This is a genomic window from Streptomyces sp. NPDC051576 (assembly GCF_040681835.1).
GTDB lineage: Bacteria > Actinomycetota > Actinomycetes > Streptomycetales > Streptomycetaceae > Streptomyces.
This window is the reverse complement of sequence record NZ_JBFAZO010000016.1, coordinates 122,872-142,555: the sequence shown is the minus strand read 5'-3', so window position 1 is coordinate 142,555 and position 19,684 is coordinate 122,872. Positions and strand designations below refer to the sequence as shown.

Annotated in this window: 18 protein-coding genes and 2 tRNA genes; 5 read left to right on the top strand and 15 right to left on the bottom strand. The window is 69.1% G+C overall.

Annotated features, from left to right (window positions below):
* Positions 1 to 120 precede the first annotated feature (120 nt).
* The 4 genes from ndk to AB0M63_RS40830 form a co-directional block, all read right to left on the bottom strand.
* Positions 121 to 534 carry a nucleoside-diphosphate kinase gene (ndk, locus tag AB0M63_RS40845; protein WP_355921441.1) on the bottom strand — a complete coding sequence of 138 codons (414 nt, stop codon included), beginning with the start codon at positions 532 to 534 and terminating at the stop codon, positions 121 to 123.
* Between the two features lie 82 nt (positions 535 to 616).
* Positions 617 to 973, bottom strand: a complete 357-nt coding sequence (locus AB0M63_RS40840) for a DUF4233 domain-containing protein (protein ID WP_366022944.1) — start codon at positions 971 to 973, stop codon at positions 617 to 619.
* Positions 974 to 978: 5 nt separating this feature from the next.
* On the bottom strand, positions 979 to 2,466 hold the full coding sequence (locus tag AB0M63_RS40835) for a folylpolyglutamate synthase/dihydrofolate synthase family protein (protein ID WP_355921435.1): 1,488 nt from the start codon (positions 2,464 to 2,466) through the stop codon (positions 979 to 981).
* A gap of 111 nt (positions 2,467 to 2,577) precedes the next feature.
* Positions 2,578 to 5,202, bottom strand: coding sequence for a valine--tRNA ligase (locus AB0M63_RS40830; protein ID WP_366022943.1), 2,625 nt, complete (start codon positions 5,200 to 5,202; stop codon positions 2,578 to 2,580).
* A 135-nt stretch (positions 5,203 to 5,337) separates the two neighbouring features.
* On the opposite strand from AB0M63_RS40830, the gene AB0M63_RS40825 reads away from it, so the two are divergent.
* The gene (locus AB0M63_RS40825) at positions 5,338 to 6,327 is read left to right on the top strand and encodes a hypothetical protein (protein WP_355921429.1); all 990 of its coding nucleotides are present in this window, start codon (positions 5,338 to 5,340) and stop codon (positions 6,325 to 6,327) included.
* An 82-nt stretch (positions 6,328 to 6,409) separates the two neighbouring features.
* On the opposite strand, the gene clpX is transcribed toward AB0M63_RS40825, so the two are convergent.
* From clpX to AB0M63_RS40800, 5 genes are all read right to left on the bottom strand, one after another.
* Positions 6,410 to 7,696 (bottom strand): ATP-dependent Clp protease ATP-binding subunit ClpX, encoded by a 1,287-nt coding sequence (clpX, locus tag AB0M63_RS40820; protein ID WP_019065572.1) that lies wholly within the window; start codon positions 7,694 to 7,696, stop codon positions 6,410 to 6,412.
* 161 nt (positions 7,697 to 7,857) lie between these two features.
* The gene (locus tag AB0M63_RS40815) at positions 7,858 to 8,538 is read right to left on the bottom strand and encodes an ATP-dependent Clp protease proteolytic subunit (protein ID WP_355921426.1); all 681 of its coding nucleotides are present in this window, start codon (positions 8,536 to 8,538) and stop codon (positions 7,858 to 7,860) included.
* A gap of 49 nt (positions 8,539 to 8,587) precedes the next feature.
* Positions 8,588 to 9,190: an ATP-dependent Clp protease proteolytic subunit gene (locus AB0M63_RS40810; protein ID WP_355921542.1), complete on the bottom strand. Its 603-nt coding sequence runs from the start codon at positions 9,188 to 9,190 to the stop codon at positions 8,588 to 8,590.
* A gap of 240 nt (positions 9,191 to 9,430) precedes the next feature.
* The gene (gene tig / locus AB0M63_RS40805) at positions 9,431 to 10,816 is read right to left on the bottom strand and encodes a trigger factor (RefSeq protein WP_366022942.1); all 1,386 of its coding nucleotides are present in this window, start codon (positions 10,814 to 10,816) and stop codon (positions 9,431 to 9,433) included.
* A 203-nt stretch (positions 10,817 to 11,019) separates the two neighbouring features.
* Positions 11,020 to 11,096 (bottom strand) — tRNA-Pro (locus tag AB0M63_RS40800).
* Positions 11,097 to 11,249: 153 nt separating this feature from the next.
* Between AB0M63_RS40800 and AB0M63_RS40795 the strand changes: the two genes are divergently transcribed.
* Positions 11,250 to 11,323: transfer RNA gene (locus AB0M63_RS40795), tRNA-Gly, on the top strand.
* Between the two features lie 100 nt (positions 11,324 to 11,423).
* On the opposite strand, the gene AB0M63_RS40790 is transcribed toward AB0M63_RS40795, so the two are convergent.
* A complete protein-coding gene (locus AB0M63_RS40790) occupies positions 11,424 to 11,618 on the bottom strand; it encodes a hypothetical protein (RefSeq protein WP_026151384.1) in 195 nt (64 codons plus the stop codon).
* 305 nt (positions 11,619 to 11,923) lie between these two features.
* On the opposite strand from AB0M63_RS40790, the gene AB0M63_RS40785 reads away from it, so the two are divergent.
* A complete protein-coding gene (locus tag AB0M63_RS40785; protein ID WP_366022941.1) occupies positions 11,924 to 13,063 on the top strand; it encodes an acyltransferase family protein in 1,140 nt (379 codons plus the stop codon).
* Here AB0M63_RS40785 and AB0M63_RS40780 read toward each other — a convergent pair.
* Positions 13,060 to 13,515: an HD domain-containing protein gene (locus AB0M63_RS40780; protein ID WP_366022940.1), complete on the bottom strand. Its 456-nt coding sequence runs from the start codon at positions 13,513 to 13,515 to the stop codon at positions 13,060 to 13,062. The genes AB0M63_RS40785 and AB0M63_RS40780 overlap by 4 nt on opposite strands.
* On the bottom strand, positions 13,512 to 14,699 hold the full coding sequence (locus tag AB0M63_RS40775; RefSeq protein ID WP_366022939.1) for a PP2C family protein-serine/threonine phosphatase: 1,188 nt from the start codon (positions 14,697 to 14,699) through the stop codon (positions 13,512 to 13,514). Before AB0M63_RS40775 ends, AB0M63_RS40780 begins: the two co-directional genes overlap by 4 nt.
* Before the next feature lie 162 nt (positions 14,700 to 14,861).
* On the opposite strand from AB0M63_RS40775, the gene AB0M63_RS40770 reads away from it, so the two are divergent.
* Positions 14,862 to 16,121: a GNAT family N-acetyltransferase gene (locus AB0M63_RS40770; protein WP_366022938.1), complete on the top strand. Its 1,260-nt coding sequence runs from the start codon at positions 14,862 to 14,864 to the stop codon at positions 16,119 to 16,121.
* Between the two features lie 7 nt (positions 16,122 to 16,128).
* Here the strand turns inward: AB0M63_RS40770 and AB0M63_RS40765 are convergent, their stop codons facing one another.
* On the bottom strand, positions 16,129 to 16,938 hold the full coding sequence (locus AB0M63_RS40765) for a DNA-formamidopyrimidine glycosylase family protein (protein WP_355921408.1): 810 nt from the start codon (positions 16,936 to 16,938) through the stop codon (positions 16,129 to 16,131).
* Positions 16,939 to 17,004: 66 nt separating this feature from the next.
* On the bottom strand, positions 17,005 to 17,490 hold the full coding sequence (locus AB0M63_RS40760) for a ribose-5-phosphate isomerase (RefSeq protein WP_355921405.1): 486 nt from the start codon (positions 17,488 to 17,490) through the stop codon (positions 17,005 to 17,007).
* 95 nt (positions 17,491 to 17,585) lie between these two features.
* Between AB0M63_RS40760 and AB0M63_RS40755 the strand changes: the two genes are divergently transcribed.
* A complete protein-coding gene (locus AB0M63_RS40755; RefSeq protein WP_366022937.1) occupies positions 17,586 to 19,013 on the top strand; it encodes an amino acid permease in 1,428 nt (475 codons plus the stop codon).
* 64 nt (positions 19,014 to 19,077) lie between these two features.
* On the opposite strand, the gene AB0M63_RS40750 is transcribed toward AB0M63_RS40755, so the two are convergent.
* Complete coding sequence (locus AB0M63_RS40750; RefSeq protein ID WP_366022936.1) at positions 19,078 to 19,659, bottom strand: biotin transporter BioY; 582 nt, start codon at positions 19,657 to 19,659, stop codon at positions 19,078 to 19,080.
* Positions 19,660 to 19,684 lie beyond the last annotated feature (25 nt).

Here is a 19,684-nt window from a genome sequence, read left to right as displayed (position 1 = left end):
CCTCGCTTGTGGAGACGGCCCATCGGGGGCATGCGTTCCCCCGATCGGCACGCATATGCCAAGAGACGGCCGGAAAAACGCGGCCGTCCCTGGTCAGGCATGTGGGTTACTGATGGAGATTCAGGCGCGCCCGGGGAAGAAGATCTTCACCTCGCGTTCGGCGGACTCCTCCGAGTCCGAGGCGTGGATCAGGTTCTCCCGGACGATGACTCCGAAGTCGCCGCGGATCGAGCCCGGCGCGGCGGCGATCGGGTCGGTGGGACCGGCCAGGGCGCGCACGCCCTCGATGACCCGCTCGCCCTCGACGATCAGGGCCACGACCGGACCGGAGGCCATGAACTCCACCAGCGGCTCGTAGAAGACCTTGCCCTTGTGCTCGCCGTAGTGCTGCTCCAGGGTGTCCTGGTCCAGGGTGCGCAGCTCCAGCGCGGTGATCTGCCAGCCGGCCTTGCGCTCGATGCGGCTGATGATCTCGCCGGTCAGGCCACGACGAACGGCGTCGGGCTTGAGCAGGACGAGGGTGCGCTGGGTCACGACGGGGCTCCTTCGGATCATGATGGTGCGTGCGGGGCGTCTCACGACAAAGCCGAGGCTACAGGGCGTGTCCGTGCGCCCATTACGCAGCGTCAGGTGTAGTGGAGGCGGCCTGCGCGGCGAACCTCGCCTTCGCCTCGTCGATCTTCCGGCCGTAGTGCACCGACGCCCACCACAGGGCCGCGAAGATCGCCCCGAGGAAGAACATGGACGGCACCACGAAGCCCGCCGCGATCAGCGCGACCTGGAGCGCCCAGCCCAGCGCGATGCCGGCCGGCCGGGTCACCACGCCGCACAGCGCGACGGACAGGAACATGGCGATACCGCAGACCGTCCACACCGTGGACGTGGTCAGGTCGGGGTCCTTCATTGCGACCAGACCGGCGAAGCCGATCACGAAGAACTCGCCGATCAGCGTCGAGGAACAGAGCGTACGCACGGAAGTCAGCCCCTCCCGAGGAGCAGTCGGGCCTCGCCCACGGTGATGACGGAACCGGTGACGAGCACCCCGCCGCCCGCGAACTCGCCCTCCTCCTCGGCCAGCGTGATCGCGGCGTCCAGGGCGTCGGGCAGCCGCGGCTCGACCTGCACCCGCTCGTCGCCGAACACCTCGACGGCGATGGCGGCCAGCTCGTCCACGTCCATCGAGCGGTGACTGGAGTTCTGCGTGATGACGACCTCGGCGAACATCGGCTCGAAGGCTTCGAGCAGTCCGCGTACGTTCTTGTCGCCGCTGGCCGCGACCACGCCGATCAGCCGGCTGAAGTCGAAGGCCTCCGCCACGGCCTCGGCGGTGGCACGGGCGCCCGCGGGGTTGTGCGCCGCGTCGAGCACCACCGTGGGAGACCGCCGTACGACCTCCAGCCGCCCCGGCGAGGTGACGGACGCGAAGGCCTTGCGGACCGTGTCGATCGCGAGCGGATCGGGCCGCTGGGCACCGACACCGAAGAACGCCTCCACGGCGGCGAGCGCCACGGAGGCGTTGTGCGCCTGGTAGGGCCCGTGCAGCGGGAGGTAGATCTCCTCGTACTCCCCGCCCAGGCCCCGCAGGTTGAGGAGCTGCCCGCCGACCGCGACCTGCCGGGACACGACCCCGAACTCCAGCCCCTCCCGGGCCACGGTCGCGTCGACCTCCACCGCCTTCTTCAGCAGCACCTGCGCCGCGTCCACCGGTTGCTGCGCCAGGATCACGGTCGCGTCCTGCTTGATGATGCCGGCCTTCTCGACGGCGATCTCACCGGTCGTCCCGCCGAGCCGGTCGGTGTGGTCGAGATCGATCGGGGTGACCACGGCGACATCGGCGTCGATGACGTTGGTGGCATCCCAGGAGCCACCCATCCCCACCTCCACCACGGCCACGTCAACGGGCGCGTCCGCGAACGCGGCGTACGCCATCCCCGTCAGCACCTCGAAGAACGACAGCCGGAACTCCTGCTGCGCGTCGACCATCTCGATGTACGGCTTGATGTCGTTGTACGTCTCGATGAACCGCTCGGCGGAGATCGGCGCCCCGTCGAGACTGATGCGCTCGGTGATCGACTGGACGTGCGGGGAGGTGTACCTGCCGGTCCGCAGCTCGAAGGCGCCGAGCAGCGCCTCGATCATGCGGGCCGTGGACGTCTTGCCGTTCGTCCCCGTGATGTGGATCGAGGGGTACGACCGCTGCGGTTCCCCCAGCACGTCCATCAGCGCGGCGATACGGCTGACCGACGGCTCCAGCTTCGTCTCGCCCCACCGGGTGGCCAGCTCCGCCTCGACCTCGCGCAGGGCCTTGTCCAGCGCGGGGTCCTCCGGGCGTCCGGGGACGTCCGCCTCGGGGGCGCCGGTGCCCTGGGCGCGGAGGGTGCGGCTGCCGGCCTCGATCACCGCGAGGTCGGGGTCGCGGTCGGTCTCGGCTTCGATGATCTCGTCGAAGGGGTCGCTGTCGGTCACAGGGCCCAGTTTAGGGGTGCGGCCCGGGAAGGGGACGGCTGGTCCTGTTGGGCGGGCGCGGGGAACGCTGCGGCTGGTCGCCGCGGAGTTCCCCGCGCCCCTCCCGGGCGCTTACGCCTCCGGCAGGCCGTCCAACTGGCTCTTGATGCGGGCGATGTCCTCGTCCGCCTTGGTCAGGCGGCCGCGGATCTTGTCCACGACGTTGTCCGGGGCCTTCGCCAGGAACGCCTCGTTGCCGAGCTTGGCCGTCGCCTGGGCCTTCTCCTTCTCGGCGGCGGCGAGGTCCTTGGCCAACCGCTTCCGCTCCGCCGCGACGTCGATCGTGCCGGAGAGGTCGAGGGCGACCGTGGCACCCCCGACCGGCAGGGTGGCCGTCGCCGCGAAGGCGTCGCCCTCCGGCTGGAGACGGAGGAGCTGGCGGATGGCCGCCTCGTGCGGGGCGAGCGCCGTGCCGTCCAGCGTGAGGCGGGCCGGGACGCGCTGGCCGGGCTGGAGACCCTGGTCGGCACGGAAACGGCGGACCTCGGTGATGACCTGCTGGAGCGTCTCGATCTCCCGCTCGGCGGCGGCGTCCCGGAAGCCACTGTCGGTGGGCCAGTCGGCGATGACGATCGACTCGCCGCCGGTGAGGGTGGTCCAGAGCGTCTCCGTGACGAAGGGGACGATCGGGTGCAGCAACTTCAGGGTGACGTCGAGGACTTCGCCCAGGACGCGGCCGGAGACCTTCGCGGGTTCGCCGCCGGCCTGGAACGTCGTCTTGGAGAGTTCGACGTACCAGTCGAAGACCTCGTCCCACGCGAAGTGGTAGAGGGCGTCGGAGAGCTTGGCGAACTGGAAGTCGTCGTAGAGCGCGTCGACTTCGGCGATCGTCTCGTTCAGGCGCGAGAGGATCCAGCGGTCCGTGGCCGTCATCCCGGACGCGTCCGGGAGCGGGCCGTCGACCGTGGCGCCGTTCATCAGCGCGAAGCGGGTGGCGTTCCAGATCTTGTTGGCGAAGTTCCGGGACGCCTGGACCCAGTCCTCGCCGATCGGCACGTCCGTGCCGGGGTTGGCGCCGCGGGCCAGGGTGAAGCGGACGGCGTCGGAGCCGTACGCGTTCATCCAGTCCAGCGGATCGACCGCGGTGCCCGAGGACTTGGACATCTTCTTGCCGAACTGGTCACGGACCAGGCCGGTCAGCGCGATGGTCTTGAAGGGGACCTCGCCGTCCATCGCGTACAGGCCGAACATCATCATCCGGGCGACCCAGAAGAAGATGATGTCGTGGCCGGTGAGCAGGACGTCGGTCGGGTAGAACTTCTTGAGATCCGGGGTCTGTTCGGGCCAGCCGAGGGTCGAGAAGGGCCACAGGCCGGACGAGAACCAGGTGTCCAGGACGTCGGAGTCCTGGGTCCAGCCCTCACCGGTGGGCGGCTCTTCGTCGGGGCCGACGCAGACGACCTCGCCCTCCGGGCCGTACCAGACCGGGATGCGGTGTCCCCACCACAACTGCCGCGAGATGCACCAGTCGTGGAGGTTGTCGACCCAGTCGAAGTAGCGCTTCTCCATCTCCTGGGGGTGGATCTTGACCCGGCCGTCACGGACCGCGTCGCCGGCCGCCTTCGCGAGCGGGGCGACCTTGACCCACCACTGCATGGACAGGCGCGGCTCGATGGTCGTCTTGCAGCGCGAGCAGTGGCCGACGGAGTGGACGTAGGGCCGCTTCTCGGCGACGATCCGGCCGTCGGCGCGCAGCGCGGCGACGATCGCGGAGCGGGCCTCGAAACGGTCCAGGCCCTCGAAGGGGCCGTGGACGGTGATGACACCGCGCTCGTCCATGACGGTCAGCGACTCCAGGCCGTGCCGCTGGCCGATCGCGAAGTCGTTCGGGTCGTGGGCCGGGGTCACCTTGACCGCGCCGGTGCCGAACTCGGGGTCGACATGGGTGTCGGCGACGACCGGGATGGTGCGGTCGGTGAGCGGCAGCTTGATGTGCCGGCCGACCAGGTGCTTGTAGCGCTCGTCGTCGGGGTGGACGGCGACGGCGGTGTCGCCGAGCATCGTCTCGGCCCGGGTCGTGGCGACGACGATGGTGTCGTCCCCTTCGCCGTACTTCATGGAGACGAGCTCGCCGTCGTCGTCCTGGTACTCGACCTCGATGTCCGAGATCGCGGTGAGACAGCGCGGGCACCAGTTGATGATGCGCTCGGCGCGGTAGATCAACTCGTCGTCGTAGAGCCGCTTGAAGATGGTCTGGACGGCCTGGGACAGACCTTCGTCCATGGTGAACCGCTCGCGGGTCCAGTCGACGCCGTCGCCGAGCCGGCGCATCTGGCCGAGGATCTTGCCGCCGTACTCGTCCTTCCACTGCCAGACGCGCTCGACGAACTCCTCGCGGCCCAGGTCGTGGCGGGACTTGCCCTCCTTGCCGAGCTCGCGCTCGACGACGTTCTGGGTGGCGATGCCCGCGTGGTCCATGCCCGGCAGCCACAGCGACTCGTAACCCTGCATGCGCTTGCGGCGGGTCAGGGCGTCCATCAGCGTGTGCTGGAACGCGTGCCCCAGGTGCAGGCTGCCCGTGACGTTCGGCGGCGGGATGACGATCGTGTACGGCGGCTTCTCGCTCTTCGCGTCCGCCTCGAAGTAACCCCGCTCCACCCAGCGCTCGTACAGCGGCCCCTCTACATCGGCCGGCGCGTACTGGGTCGGCAGTTCGGAGTCGGGCGCTGGTGGCTGCTGCTGAGCGTTCTCGGTCACGGGCCCAGTTTAGGGGTGTCGCGGGGGTGTCCCGAAACGCGTTTGTTCTGTAACGGTGCGGCCCCCGAAGCCGTGTGCCTCCTGTGCCTGCGCCAGGATGTCAGGAACACATAAGCATCTGGAGGGGAACCCAGAATGAGCTACAACCAGCCGGGCCCGTACGGCGGGCAGCCTCAGCAGCCCGGTCCGTACGGTCAGCCGGGTCCCTACGGCCAGCCTCCCCAGCAGGCGCCGCAGGGCGCCCCTCAGCCCGGCTACGGCTACCCCCAGCAGGCCCCTCCCGCCGAGCCCGGTTACGGCTACCCGCAGCAGCCCCCGCAGGGCGTCCCGCCGCAGAACCCCTACGGCCAGCCGCAACCGCAGTACGGCCAGCAGCCGCCCTACGGCCAGCCTCCCTACGGCGTCCCGCAGCCGCCGGCGCCCGGCGGCGGCAAGAAGAAGACCGGGATCGTCATCGGCGCGGTGGCGGTCGTGGCCGCGATCGCGGTGGGGGCGTACTTCGTGATCGGCGGGGGCGGTGGCAGCGGCGGCGTCGCCGACGACGGGGCGCACAAGCTGACCGCTCCGGCGACGGTCGTCAACGGGACGTACAAGAAGTCCGACAACGACGCCTCCGACGCCGACTCGATGACCGATGACGACAAGGCCGACTTCGAGAAGTGGGGCGTGAAGAACCCGGTGGAGGTCAGCGCCGGTTACGAGAACGGCACGGGCCTGTCCCAGAAGACCCTTTCCTTCGACGGTGTGTACGGCTCGATCGACGACCCGGAGGCCGTCGTGGACGCCATGTTCGCCAAGGTCAAGACGGAGTCGGAGAAGGACCAGAGCGGCGAGAGCAGCAACGGCAAGCTGGTCGGCAGCCCGGAGAAGGTCACTCCCGCGGGCTTCTCCAACGGCATCATGAAGTGCCAGGTCGCCGAGTTCACGAACAACGACACGTCGACCACCAGCGCCGGCGCCGCGAAGACCATCAAGATGCCGATGTGCATCTGGGGCGACCACAGCACGGTCGCCGTCGTCAGCGCGTTCGGGGTCGCCGAACTCGCCGCCGGGAGCGGCGGCACGATCGACAGCACGTCGGCCATGGCCGCCAAGCTCCGCAACGACGTCCGGGTCAAGGCCTGATGACGTAGACGCCACTCAACCGCGAAGGGGCCCCGGTCAGTTGGAACTGACCGGGGCCCCTTCGCGGTGAACCGGGGTGCGGCTACGCCGTCTTCTGCTCGCCCGGGCCGCGGCCCCGCGCGTCGCGCGGGATCAGGGTCGGGTTGACGTTCGAGAGGACGACGTCGGCGGTGATGACGACGCGGGCCACGTCCTTGCGGGACGGGACCTCGTACATGACGCCCTGGAGGACTTCCTCCATGATGGCGCGCAGGCCGCGGGCGCCGGTCTGGCGGAGGATGGCCTGGTCGGCGATGGCTTCGAGGGCCTCGCGCTCGAAGTCCAGCTCCACACCGTCGAGTTCGAAGAGGCGCTGGTACTGCTTCACCAGCGCGTTGCGCGGCTCGATGAGGATCTGGAGCAGGGCCTCGCGGTCCAGGTTGTGGACCGAGGTGATGACGGGGAGGCGGCCGATGAACTCGGGGATCATGCCGAACTTGACCAGGTCCTCGGGCATGACGTCCTCGAACTGGTCCTTGGACTGCAGCTCCCGCTTGGAGCGGATCGTCGCCCCGAAGCCGATGCCCTTGGCGCCGGCCCTGGACTCGATGAGCTTCTCCAGGCCCGCGAAGGCACCGCCCACGATGAACAGCACGTTCGTCGTGTCGATCTGGATGAACTCCTGGTGCGGGTGTTTACGGCCGCCCTGCGGCGGGACCGAGGCCGTGGTGCCCTCCAGGATCTTCAGCAGGGCCTGCTGGACGCCCTCGCCGGAGACGTCGCGGGTGATCGAGGGGTTCTCGCTCTTCCTCGCGACCTTGTCGATCTCGTCGATGTAGATGATGCCCGTCTCGGCCTTCTTGACGTCGTAGTCGGCGGCCTGGATGAGCTTCAGCAGGATGTTCTCGACGTCCTCGCCGACGTAGCCCGCCTCCGTGAGCGCGGTCGCGTCGGCGATCGCGAACGGGACGTTCAGCATGCGGGCCAGGGTCTGCGCGAGGAGGGTCTTGCCCGAGCCGGTGGGGCCGAGCAGGAGGATGTTGGACTTCGCCAGCTCGATGGCGTCCTCACGGCTCTGGCCGCCGCCGTTCTCCCCGGCCTGGACGCGCTTGTAGTGGTTGTACACCGCGACCGAGAGTGCCTTCTTCGCCGACTCCTGGCCGACGACGTAGCCCTCGAGGAACTCGTAGATCTCGCGGGGCTTGGGGAGTTCCTCCCAGCGCACCTCGCTCGTCTCGGCGAGTTCTTCCTCGATGATCTCGTTGCAGAGGTCGATGCACTCGTCGCAGATGTACACACCGGGCCCTGCGATGAGCTTCTTGACCTGCTTCTGGCTCTTGCCGCAGAACGAGCACTTGAGCAGATCGCCGCCGTCACCGATGCGTGCCACGGTGTGCTTCCCCTTCGCCTGGGAGCCGCCTGGGTACAGCGGCTCCTGGTGCTGCCTTATGTCCGACGGTACCTTGCCGGGCCCCCCGTTCGGGCCCCCCTTGGCACGGTTCACTTCCACGTGGACCGCGCCAAGAGGCGGTAGACGATACAGAGTCCGGGTCAGCGGACGTCGGCGTTGTTCATCTTCCGGGTGGAGATGATCTGGTCGATCAGGCCGTACGACAGGGCGTCCTCGGCCGTGAGGATCTTGTCGCGCTCGATGTCCTCGCGGATCTTGTCCAGCGGGGTGGTCGAGTGCTTGGCCAGCATGTCCTCCAGCTGGCCACGCATGCGGAGGATCTCGTTGGCCGCGATCTCCAGGTCGGAGACCTGGCCCCGGCCCGTCTCGCTGTAGGGCTGGTGGATCAGCACGCGCGCGTTCGGCAGCGCCATGCGCTTGCCGGGGGTGCCGGCGGCCAGCAGGACGGCGGCGGCGGAGGCGGCCTGGCCCATGCAGACCGTCTGGACGTCCGGCTTCACGAACTGCATCGTGTCGTAGATCGCCGTCAGCGCGGTGAAGGAGCCGCCGGGGCTGTTGATGTAGATCGAGATGTCCCGGTCGGGGTCCATCGACTCCAGGCACAGGAGCTGCGCCATGACGTCGTTCGCGGACGCGTCGTCGATCTGGACACCGAGGAAGATCACCCGCTCCTCGAAGAGCTTCGCGTACGGGTCGTACTCGCGCACGCCCTGCGAGGTGCGCTCCACGAAGCGCGGGATCACATAACGGGACTCGGCGGCCGGGGCCGTGTATTCGGCGCGTGCGCGGTCGTACAGGCCGTTGCCGGGGAAGTCGTTCACTGTCTCTCTCCTGGGGGCTGTGGCGGTCGGCTGGGGGCTGTGTCGGGGCTCAGGCCCCGGTACCGCCGCCGCCCGGCATTCCGGCGGCCGTGGGCATGATGTCGTCGATGAGGCCGTACTCCTTGGCCTCGATCGGGTCGAACCAACGGTCACGGTCCGAGTCGCGGGTGACCTGCTCGACCGTCTGGCCGGTGTGGAAGGCCGTCAGCTCCGCCATCCGCTTCTTGGTGTGCAGCAGCCGCTCGGCGTGGATCTTGATGTCCGACGCGGAACCGGCGAGGCCGGCCGAGGGCTGGTGGATCAGGATCTCGGCGTTCGGCAGCGCGAAGCGCTTGCCGGGGGTGCCCGCGCTGAGCAGGAACTGGCCCATCGAGGCCGCCATACCCATGGCGATGGTCACCACGTCGTTCTTGATGTACTGCATGGTGTCGTAGATCGCCATCCCCGCCGTGATCGAACCACCGGGGCTGTTGATGTACAGGAAGATGTCCTTCTCCGGGTCGGAGGCAAGGAGCAGGAGCTGTGCGGTGATCTTGTTCGCGATGTCGTCGTCGACCGCCTGGCCGAGGAAGATGATCCGCTCGCCGAGCAGTCGGTTGTAGACCTGGTCGCCGAGGCCACCGATGGAGGGCTCGCCGGCGGCTGTAGGCATCAGATTCGTCACGTATCCACCTGCTCGTCTTTACGACGGCGCCGGGCCGTCTCACGTGTACTGCCGGGGGCAACGGGGACTCCCCTGCCCGCGTATTCATGGACCCTAACGCGCGGGTCCCTTCGGAGAATCCCGCAAAGGGAACTGTTCGCTGTCAGCGCATGTACTGCGCTGATGAGACCCCGGGTAAGGGCAAGGGCCCCGGGGCGCGATGTCCCCGGGGCCCTTGTGTGCGCGTGCTTACGCCTCGGTCGACTCCTCGGCGGCGGCCTCGGCCGTCTCCGAGGCCGTCTCGGCAGCGTCTGCGGTCTCGTCCTCGTCGTCCAGGTCGACGATCTCGCCGTTGGTGTCCTTCACCGTGGCGGCCTCGACCACGACGGCCAGGGCCTTGCCGCGGGCGACCTCGCCGACCAGGAGGGGAACCTGGCCGCCCTCGACGACCGCCTGGGCGAACTGGTCGGGGGACATGCCGGAGGAGGCCGCACGCCGCATGAGGTGCTCGGTGAGCTCCTCCTGGTTGACGTTCAGCTTCTCCTTGTTGACGAGCTCGTCGAGGACGAACTGCGTCTTGATGCCCTTGACCGCGGCTTCCTTGGTCTCGGCGTCGAACTCCTCGGCCGTCTTGCCCTGGATCTCCAGGTACTTGTCGAGGTCGAGGCCCATCTGACCGAGCTGGTGGTGCTCCAGGTTGTGCTTGCGGGTGTTGATCTCGTCCTCGAGGAGCTTCTCGGGGACGGGCACCTCGACGAGCTCCAGCAGCTTCTCCAGGACGCGCTCCTGGGCCTGCGTGGCCTGGTCGTACTGCTTCATGTTCTCAAGGCGCTTGCGGCTGTCGGCACGCAGCTCCTCCAGGGTGTCGAACTCCGAGGCGAGCTGGGCGAACTCGTCGTCCAGCGCGGGCAGTTCGCGGGCGGCGACCTGGGTGACCTTGACGGTGACCTGGGCCTCCTGGCCGGCCCCGGAGCCGCCCTTGAGCTCGGAGGCGAAGGTGGCCTCGCCGCCGGCCTCCAGGCCGGTGACGGCCTCGTCGACGCCGTCGAGCAGCTCGCCGGAGCCGATGGTGTAGGAGACGCCCTCGGCGACGCCGTCCTCCAGGACCTCGCCGTCGACCTTGGCCTCCAGGTCGAGGGTGACGACGTCACCGTCGGCGGCGGCGCGCTCGACCGGGGCGGTCGAGGCGAAGCGCTCGCGGAGCTGCTCGACCGACTTGTCGATGTCCTCTTCGCTGACCTCTACGGCGTCGACCTCGACCTCGATGCCGGAGTAGTCCGGGATCTCGATGGTCGGGCGGATGTCGACCTCGGCGGTGAAGTTCAGCGTCTCGCCGTCCTTCAGCTCCGTGATGTCGACCTCGGGCTGGCCGAGCGGGTTGAGCTCCGCCTCGTTGACCGCGTCGGTGTAGAACTTCGGAAGCGCGTCGTTGACCGCCTCCTCCAGGACCGCACCGCGGCCGAACCGCTGGTCGATGACGCGCGCCGGGATCTTGCCCTTCCGGAAGCCCTTCACCGTGACCTGCTGGTTGATCTTCTTGTACGCCGCGTCGAGGCTGTCCTTGAGCTCCTCGAAGGGCACCTCGATGCTGAGCCGAACCCGGGTCGGGTTCAGGGTCTCCACGGCGCTCTTCACGGTTCGGTCTCCTTGGGGGCTGACTTCTTGGGTTGCGGACCCAGACAGGTCCGGCGGTTTCTGGTCGCCCGGAGGACTTCAGAGTGTGAGACACACGGGCGCGCAGCTTGCATAGTAGCCGCAGCGACTGGACGCCCCAAAAGGCGATCTCACGAGGTACTCGCGAGGCCTCGCGTGGTAACCGGTCCCGAAGGTCCGGCAGGTGGTCGGGGTGGCGGGATTTGAACCCACGGCCTTCCGCTCCCAAAGCGGACGCGCTACCAAGCTGCGCCACACCCCGTCTGGTGCGAGACGTAGGGTACATGCCCGCAGGCAGTGGGGCCGCCGCATTTCCCGAGCGCCGGGGTGCGGGGAATCGGGGTGTGCGCCAACGGCACCCGACCCGCTACGATGCTCTCTGTGCCGCGGTCTTCTGACCTGCGGCGCGTCATGTGCGGGCGTAGCTCAATGGTAGAGCACTAGTCTTCCAAACTAGCTACGCGGGTTCGATTCCCGTCGCCCGCTCCACACGACTCAGGGCCAGGTCGGAGGATCGATCCTCCGCCTGGCTCCGGTCGTTTCCGGGGCCGTGGACCCGCGGCCGTTCGCCGCCGCGCACGCCCCTCCATCAGAAGCTGATCGAGTTGATCGTCTCCGCCAGCGAGTTGATGAACCGGTTGATGGACGGTGCCATCCCGGTCGAGGCGAGGAAGAAGCCGAAGAGGATCGCGACTATGGCTGGGCCCGCCTTGATCGATCCCCCTCGGATCAACACCACCAGGATGATCGCCAACAGCAGCACCACAGACAGTGAAATGGCCACAACTGATCACACCCTCGGTCGGTCCGCAATCCCGGCCCGGGGACGCCGTGCCGCGCACCCCCGCCAGAACCATCGTGCCACCAACGCGGCCCACCTATGCGGCGGGTGACGCATCGTTGGCCTCAAAGGTTCGGAACAGGTCCGTTCGCAGCCCGTTCGAATTATTGGCAGCAGCACACGAACAACCGTTCCCGGCAAGCTCTTTTGCGCCTTTTGATCGGTATGAATCATGACATCGTGCACAGATTTCGGACGCGTGCCCGATGGTTTTACCGATTCCCACGGGCAACGCTAGGGTGCCTCAGATGTTCCACGCTGCCACGCCTCCCGGCCAGAACGAACAGAGCAAACAGAACGAAAAGAACGAACAGCACAAACAGCGCGACGCGTTTTTCGACAACGCGAAGTACCTGGCGATCCTGTTGGTCGCCATGGGGCACTCCTGGGAGCCGCTCAAGGGCGACAGCAGAGCGCTTCAGGGTCTGTACATGGTCGTGTACAGCTTCCACATGCCGGCCTTCATCATCATCTCCGGCTATTTCTCCCGGAGTTTCGACTTCCGCCCCGACCGCCTGAAGCGGCTCCTCACCGGTGTCGCGGTGCCGTACATCCTCTTCGAGATCGCGTACTCGCTCTTCGGCCGGTACGCCAACGACGACCCGCACCAGAAGATCACCCTCCTCGACCCGCTGTATCTCACCTGGTTCCTCTGCGCGTTGTTCATCTGGCGGCTGACCACCCCAATCTGGAAACTGGTCCGCCACCCGCTGCCGCTCGCCCTGGGCATCGCGATGCTCGCGTCCTGCACCCCGGACATGACCGACGACTTCGACCTGCAGCGGCTGGCGCAGTTCCTGCCGTACTTCGTGCTCGGCCTGGTCCTGAAGCCCGAGCACTTCCGGCTGGTGCGCCGCCGTGAGGTGCGGATGCTGGCGGTGCCGTTGTTCGTGGGCGCCGTGCTGTTCGGCTGGTGGGCGGTGCCCCGGATGAACGCCGGTTGGTTCTACCACCACGACTCCGCGCAGGAGTTCGGCGCGCCCTGGTGGGCCGGGCCGGTGATGATGCTCCTGATGTTCGCCTGCTCGGTGCTGCTGACCGCCGGCTTCTACTCCTGGGTGCCGAGCCGGAAGACCTGGTTCACGGCGCTCGGCGCGGGCACGCTGTACGGCTATCTGCTGCACGGCTTCCTGATCAAGGGGGCCGGTTACGCGGGCCTGTTCGACCACGCCTGGCTGCACCGGCCCTACGGCGTCGCCCTGGTGACCACCCTCGCGGCCACCGCCGTCACCCTGCTGTGCACCCCGCCCGTACGGCGGGTGTTCCGCTTCGTCATCGAGCCGGACATGGAGTGGGCGTTCAGGCGTGAGGCGGCCGAACAGGCCCGCGGCCGCGAGCAGTTCGGGCAAGCGGGGCCGCAGCCCGTGCTGGAGAAGGCCGGCGTCTAGTCAGGAGTCCCCAGACCGAGAAGTGCGCGCATCCGTGCGTACTTCTCGGTCAGTCGCGTGCGGGTCGGTCCGTCGAGGACCGCGAGGCGGGCCGGGTCCGCGTTGTGCGCCAGGTCCGCCTCCTTCACCACGAGTGCGCCGGGGGTCGCGAGAATGCGCCGGGCGTACGCCTCCGGGGGCTCCCCGGCCCGCTTGGTGACCGCGCGCACGATGTCCTTCGTACGACGGCTCAGCGCGGCCTCCTCCAGCCACCGCTCGGTGAGCGCGTCGTCCTCCACGGAGTCGTGCAGCCAGGCCGCCGCGATCTGGTCCGCGTCCCCGCCCCGCGCGCGGACGCCCTCCGCGACGGCCCGCAGGTGCTCGGCGTAGGGGCGGCCCGCCTTGTCGGTCTGGCCCTCGTGGGCGGCGCGGGCGAGGGCCTCGACCTCGGTCGGGGTGAGGAGCGCGGTCATCGGGCCAGCGCCTGTGCCGCCGCAGTCGGGCCCTCGCGGCAGACCAGCAGCAGGGCGCGGTCGTCGTTGACGTCCTTGGCCACCGCCTCGATCAGATGCCAGGCGGCACCGTGGAAACCGCCGGCGACATAGCGGTCGGCCTCGCCGGTGAGGCGGTCGATGCCCTCGACGATGTCGCGGTCGGAGGTCTCCACCAGGCCGTCCGTGAACAGCATCAGCACGTCCCCGGGCCGCAGCGATCCCTTCACGGGGTCGAACTGGGCGCCGTCGTACACACCCAGCAGTGGTCCTTCCGCCGCCTTCTCCTCCCAGCGTCCGCTGCCCGCGCTGAGCTGGAGACCCGGCGGGTGGCCGGCGGAGAAGAGTTCGTAGTCGCCGGAGTCGAGGTCCAGGACGAGGTGGATCGAGGTCGCGAAGCCCTCGTCCCAGTCCTGGCGGAGCAGATAGCCGTTGGCGGCGGGCAGGAAGGCGTGCGGGGGCAGGGAGCCCAGCAGGCCGCCGAAGGCGCCCGACAGCAGCAGGGCGCGGGAGCCCGCGTCCATGCCCTTGCCGGAGACGTCGGTGAGGACGACCTCCATCGTCCGGCCGCCGTTGGTCCGGGCCGCGACGACGAAGTCGCCGGAGAACGACTGACCGCCGGCCGGCCGCAGCGCCATCTCCCGGTGCCAGCCCTGCGGCAGTTGAGGCAGTTTGCTCTGCACCCGGATCCGCTCACGCAGGTCGAACAGCATGGTGCCGCCGCGCCGCCAGGGGACGCCCACCCGGCTGCGGAACTGGGCGATCAGCAGCCCGAAGAAACCGCACGCGGCCACCACGAGCACCACGCCCGGGGTCACCCGCGACGGGCCCTCGGTGTACGGGCCGAGCTTCACCGACTCGACGATCAGTCCGGTGGCCGCCGCCGCGTACAGGCCGAGCAGGCTCGCGGGACGCAGCAGCAGACCGCCCGCGACGATCGGCAGGACCAGCGCGGCCGGTGAGAACCACACCGCGTTGGCGAGGGTCATGCCCACGATCACCGGGATGGTGAGCAGCAGCCCGGCCAGCGCGACCCAGTCCGAGCCGTCGCCGCGGAAGTAGTCGACGGCACTTCTGCGCAGGCCGGTGCGGACCCGGTGAACCAGCTTCTTCAACCGGGCCGTGAACGTGTCGGCCTCCGCGCGCCGCTCTCGTCCTGCTGCCATTAGTTCGGGACCCTATCCATCCGACCAGCCGCTTGGCACGGGAGGTCCCACTTGTCCCCCCTGCGAGGTTCAACTTCACAGTGAACTTCACCTGAGGCGCTCGCGCTGGCGTCGAGCGGAAATTCCCTGGCTCGTCCCGTATCGCGCTGGTAGTCATGGTCCATGGGGACAGACGCGAGGAACACGCCTGCCGGGCGGACCGAGTTGCGGGTGCTGCGCAAGGACGAGTGGAACACCTGGTACGACACCCTGATCACCGCCTTCGGTGGCGCCCCGGAGCCGGCCGAGGAGCGTGCGCTGTGGGGCCGGCTCACCGAGGTCGACCGCTCCATCGGCGTCTGGGACGGGGACGCGTGTGTGGCGACGGCCGGCGCGTTCAGCTTCCGGATCACCGTCCCCGGCGGTGCCTGTGTACCCGCGGCCGGCGTCACGATGGTCAGTGTGGCCGCGACGCACCGGCGGCGGGGCATCCTCACGTCCATGATGCGGCGGCAGTTGGACGACGTACGGTCCTGGGGCGAACCGCTCGCCGTGCTGACGGCCTCCGAGCCCGTGATCTACGGCCGGTTCGGCTACGGCATCGCGAGCATGCGGACGACCGCCGAGATCGACACCGCCCGGGTGCGGCTGACGGTGCCCCCGGGCACGGACGAGGTACGACTGCGCTACGCCGACCCCGTCGCCGTACGCGACCAGTGCGAGGCGGTGTACGCGCGGCGGGTGGCCGGGCGGCCGGGGATGCTGGCGCGGCGGCCCGGGTGGGAGGATCTTCCGCTGCTGGACCCGGAGAGCGAGCGGCAGGGCGGGTCGCCGCTCCAGTGCGTGGTCGCCGAGCGCGACGGTGAACTCGTGGGCTACACGCGTTACTTCGTGAGGTCCGAGTGGGAGGTCCAGGGCCCGAAGGGCGAGGTCGTGCTGCGTGATCTGGAGGCGCTGGACCCGGTGGCGTACGCGGCGCTGTGGCGGTTCCTCTTCGGCATCGACCTGACGGACCGGGTCAGATTGCGCAGCCGTGCCGTCGACGACCCCTGGCAGCATCTCGTCTCCGACGTCCGCCGGTGTTCCGTCCAGCAGGTGGACGCGCTGCACGTACGGCTGGTGGACCTCGGGGCCGCGCTGGAGGCGCGCACCTATCAGACGCCCCTGGACGTGGTGTTCGAGGTCGAGGACGCCTTCTGCCCCTGGAACGAAGGGCGTTGGCGGCTCACCGGCGACGCGAAGGGCGCGTCCTGCAAGAGCACCGAGGAACCGGCCGATCTCGCCCTGTCCGTACGGGAGTTGGGCGCCGCGTATCTCGGCGGGATCTCCCTCGCCTCGCTCGCGGGCGCCGGGCGGGTACGGGAGCTGCGGACGGGGGCGCTGGCGGAGGCGTCACTGGCGTTCGGCTCGACGGTGGCGCCGTGGCTGCCGCACGGCTTCTAGAACGGCCCTACGGCTTCTGGCACTTGGGGCACCAGAACAGGTTGCGGGCGGCGAGGTCCGCGGTGCGGATCTCGCCGCCGCAGATGTGGCAGGGCCGGTTGGCCCGGCGGTAGACGTAGACCTCGCCGCCGTGATCGTCCACGCGGGGTGGGCGGCCCATCGCCTCGGGGGTGTGTTCGGGGCGGACGGTGTCGATGCGGTTGTCGCGGACGCCCTCGCGCATCAGCGCGACGAGGTCGGCCCAGATCGCGTCCCACTCGGCGGGCGTGATGTCCTTGCCCGCGCGATACGGGTCGATGCCGTGCCGGAAGAGCACCTCGGCGCGGTAGACGTTGCCGACCCCGGCGATGATCTTCTGGTCCATCAGCAGGGCCGCGATCGTCGTACGGCTGCGGGAGATACGCCGGTACGCCGGGGCCGGATCGGTGTCCGGGCGCAGCGGGTCGGGGCCGAGGCGGTCGTGTATCGCCTGCTTCTCGGTGTCCGTGATCAGGGCGCAGGTCGTGGGGCCGCGCAGATCGACGTAGGAGGTGTCGTTGGCGAGGCGCAGGCGGACGGTGTCCGTGGGCGGGGGCGCGGGGGCGTCGCCGAAGTTCACCTTGCCGAAGAGGCCGAGGTGGATGTGGATCCAGTCGGCGTCCCGGAACCCGAGGAAGAGATGCTTGCCGTGCGCTTCCGTACCGGTGAGTGCCGTGCCGTTCACGAGCGCGGCGGCGTCGCTGAACTTACCCTGAGGACTGGTCACTTGCACGGGCCGCCCGTTGAAGTGACCGCCGTAGTCCAGCGCGAGCCGATGAATCGTGTGCCCCTCTGGCACTGACGTAATTCCTTTCCACCAACCCACCCGTCTCGGTCGCTCGACGGGTGGGCCTCGAAATCCGTCCTACTGCTGCGGGTGGTGCGCCGGAATCTCCGGCAGGTCCCCCGTCGTCTCGTAGTCCGTCAGCATGTCGATCCGGCGGATGTGCCGAGGGTCCTCGGAGAACGGCGTCGCCAGGAACGTCTCGACGAACTTCACCGCCTCGTCCCGCGTGTGCATGCGCGCGCCGACCGCGACGACGTTCGCGTTGTTGTGCTGCCGGCCGAGCGACGCGGTCTCCTCGCTCCAGGCGAGAGCCGCACGGACGCCCTTCACCTTGTTCGCCGCGATCTGCTCGCCGTTGCCGGAGCCGCCGATCACGATGCCGAGGGCCTCGGGGTCGGCGGCCGTGCGCTCGGCGGCGCGGAGGCAGAAGGGCGGGTAGTCGTCCTGGGCGTCGAAGATGTGCGGTCCGCAGTCGACGGGCTCATGGCCCGCCTCCTTCAGCCACTCGACGAGGTGGTTCTTGAGTTCGAAGCCCGCATGGTCGGAGCCGAGATACACGCGCATGGGACGAGTGTGACATGCCTGTTTCGGGGCAGCAGCCCGGGGGCTCACGCACCCGTCGCACCCGACACCGCACCCGGCGTAAAGGAACTCCCCCCATGACTGATGGTTCCGGCCTCCAGGCAGGACTCAAGAACCGACATCTGTCGATGATCGCGATCGGTGGCGTCATCGGCGCCGGTCTGTTCGTCGGTTCCAGCTCGGGCATCGCGACCGCGGGCCCCGGCATCCTGCTCTCCTACGCGCTCGTCGGCACGCTCGTGGTGCTGGTGATGCGGATGCTCGGCGAGATGTCGGCCGCGAACCCCACGTCCGGCTCGTTCTCCGCGCACGCCGACCGCGCGCTCGGCCGCTGGGCCGGTTTCTCGATCGGCTGGCTGTACTGGTTCTTCTGGGTCGTCGTGCTCGCCGTGGAGGCGACCGCCGGCGCCAAGATCCTCGAAGGGTGGATACCCGCCGTACCGCAGTGGGGCTGGGCGCTCATCGTGATGGTGGTGCTGACCGCCACCAACCTGGTTTCCGTCGGCTCCTACGGCGAGTTCGAGTTCTGGTTCGCCGGGATCAAGGTCGTGGCGATCGGCACGTTCATCGTCGTCGGCGCGCTGGCGATCTTCGGCGTGCTGCCCGGCGCCCACACGGACAAGGCGGGCGTCGGCAACCTCACCGACCACGGCGGCTTCCTGCCGAACGGCCCCGGCGCGATCCTGACCGGTGTCCTCCTGGTCGTCTTCTCCTTCATGGGCAGCGAGATCGCCACGCTGGCCGCCGGTGAGTCCGAGGACCCGCAGCGCGCGGTCACCAAGTCGACCAACAGCATCATCTGGCGCATCGGCGTCTTCTACCTCGGCTCGATCCTCGTCGTCGTCTGCCTCCTCCCGTGGAACGACCCGTCGATCAAGGAGCAGGGTTCCTACGTCGCCGCCCTCGACTCCCTCGGCATCGCACACGCCGGCCAGATCATGAACTTCATCGTGCTGACCTCGGTGCTGTCCTGCCTCAACTCCGGTCTGTACACGGCCTCCCGGATGGCCTTCTCGCTCGGCGAGCGCGGCGACGCACCGAAGGCGTTCGCCCGCACGACCGGTCGCGGTGTGCCGATGGCGGCGATCATCGCCTCCGTCGTCTTCGGGTTCGTCGCCGTGTTCTTCAACTACGCGTTCCCGGACACCGTCTTCCTCTTCCTCGTCAACTCCTCAGGCGCGGTGGCCCTGTTCGTGTGGCTGGCGATCTGCGCGTCCCAGCTGCGCATGCGGCGGATCATCGAGCGCGAGGCGCCGGAGAAGCTCGTCGTGCGGATGTGGCTGTACCCGTATCTGACGTGGGCGACGATCGCGCTGATCGTGTTCGTCCTCGGCTACATGCTCACCGACACGAAGGGCGAGAGCAGCGGACGTACGACCGTGCTCTTGTCGCTGCTGGTCGCGGCGGCGGTGCTGGCCGTCGCCCTGGTGAAGGAGAGGATGCGGAGCGGGCAGGCCGCGGTCACCGCGGCCGAGACGGACACCGACACGGTCTCCGTGGGCTGACAGGAGCGCGGGGCACGTGTGTTCACGTGCCCCGGGGTGCTCTACCGCTGCCTCACGGAGTGCTCTACCGCTGCTTGTTGACGAACTTCCAGGCGGTCGGCGTCGCGCCCATCGCCAGGGCGGCCTTCAGGGCGTCGCCGAGGAGGAACGGGGTGAGGCCCGCGGCGATCGCGGCGCTCGTCGACAGGTGGAGGCTCAGCGCCAGGTACGGGACGCCGATCGCGTAGATGATCGCCTCGCCCACGATCATCGTGCCCGCCATGCGCGGGACCGAGCGGTCGGCGCCGCGCCGGGCCAGGGCGCCGACGGCGGCGGAGGCGAGCAGCATGCCGACGATGTAGCCGAAGGAGGCGCCGCTCCCGGAGGTGCCGCCGGCGAACCACGGCACGCCGGCGAGGCCGAGCAGTGCGTACAGGGCGAGCGAGAGGAAGCCGCGTCCGGCACCGAGGGACGTGCCGACGAGCAGCGCGGCGAAGGTCTGGCCGGTGACCGGCACCGGGGAGCCCGGCACGGGCACGGAGAGCTGGGCGGCGAGGCCGGTGAGCGCGGCGCCACCGAGCACGAGGGCGATGTCCCGGACGCGGGAGGCGGGCAGCAGGTCGGCGAGGACCTGCCCGGGGCGGGCGGTGGCGACGGCGGTACTCAAGGGGAACTCCGCAGGTTGACGGGGG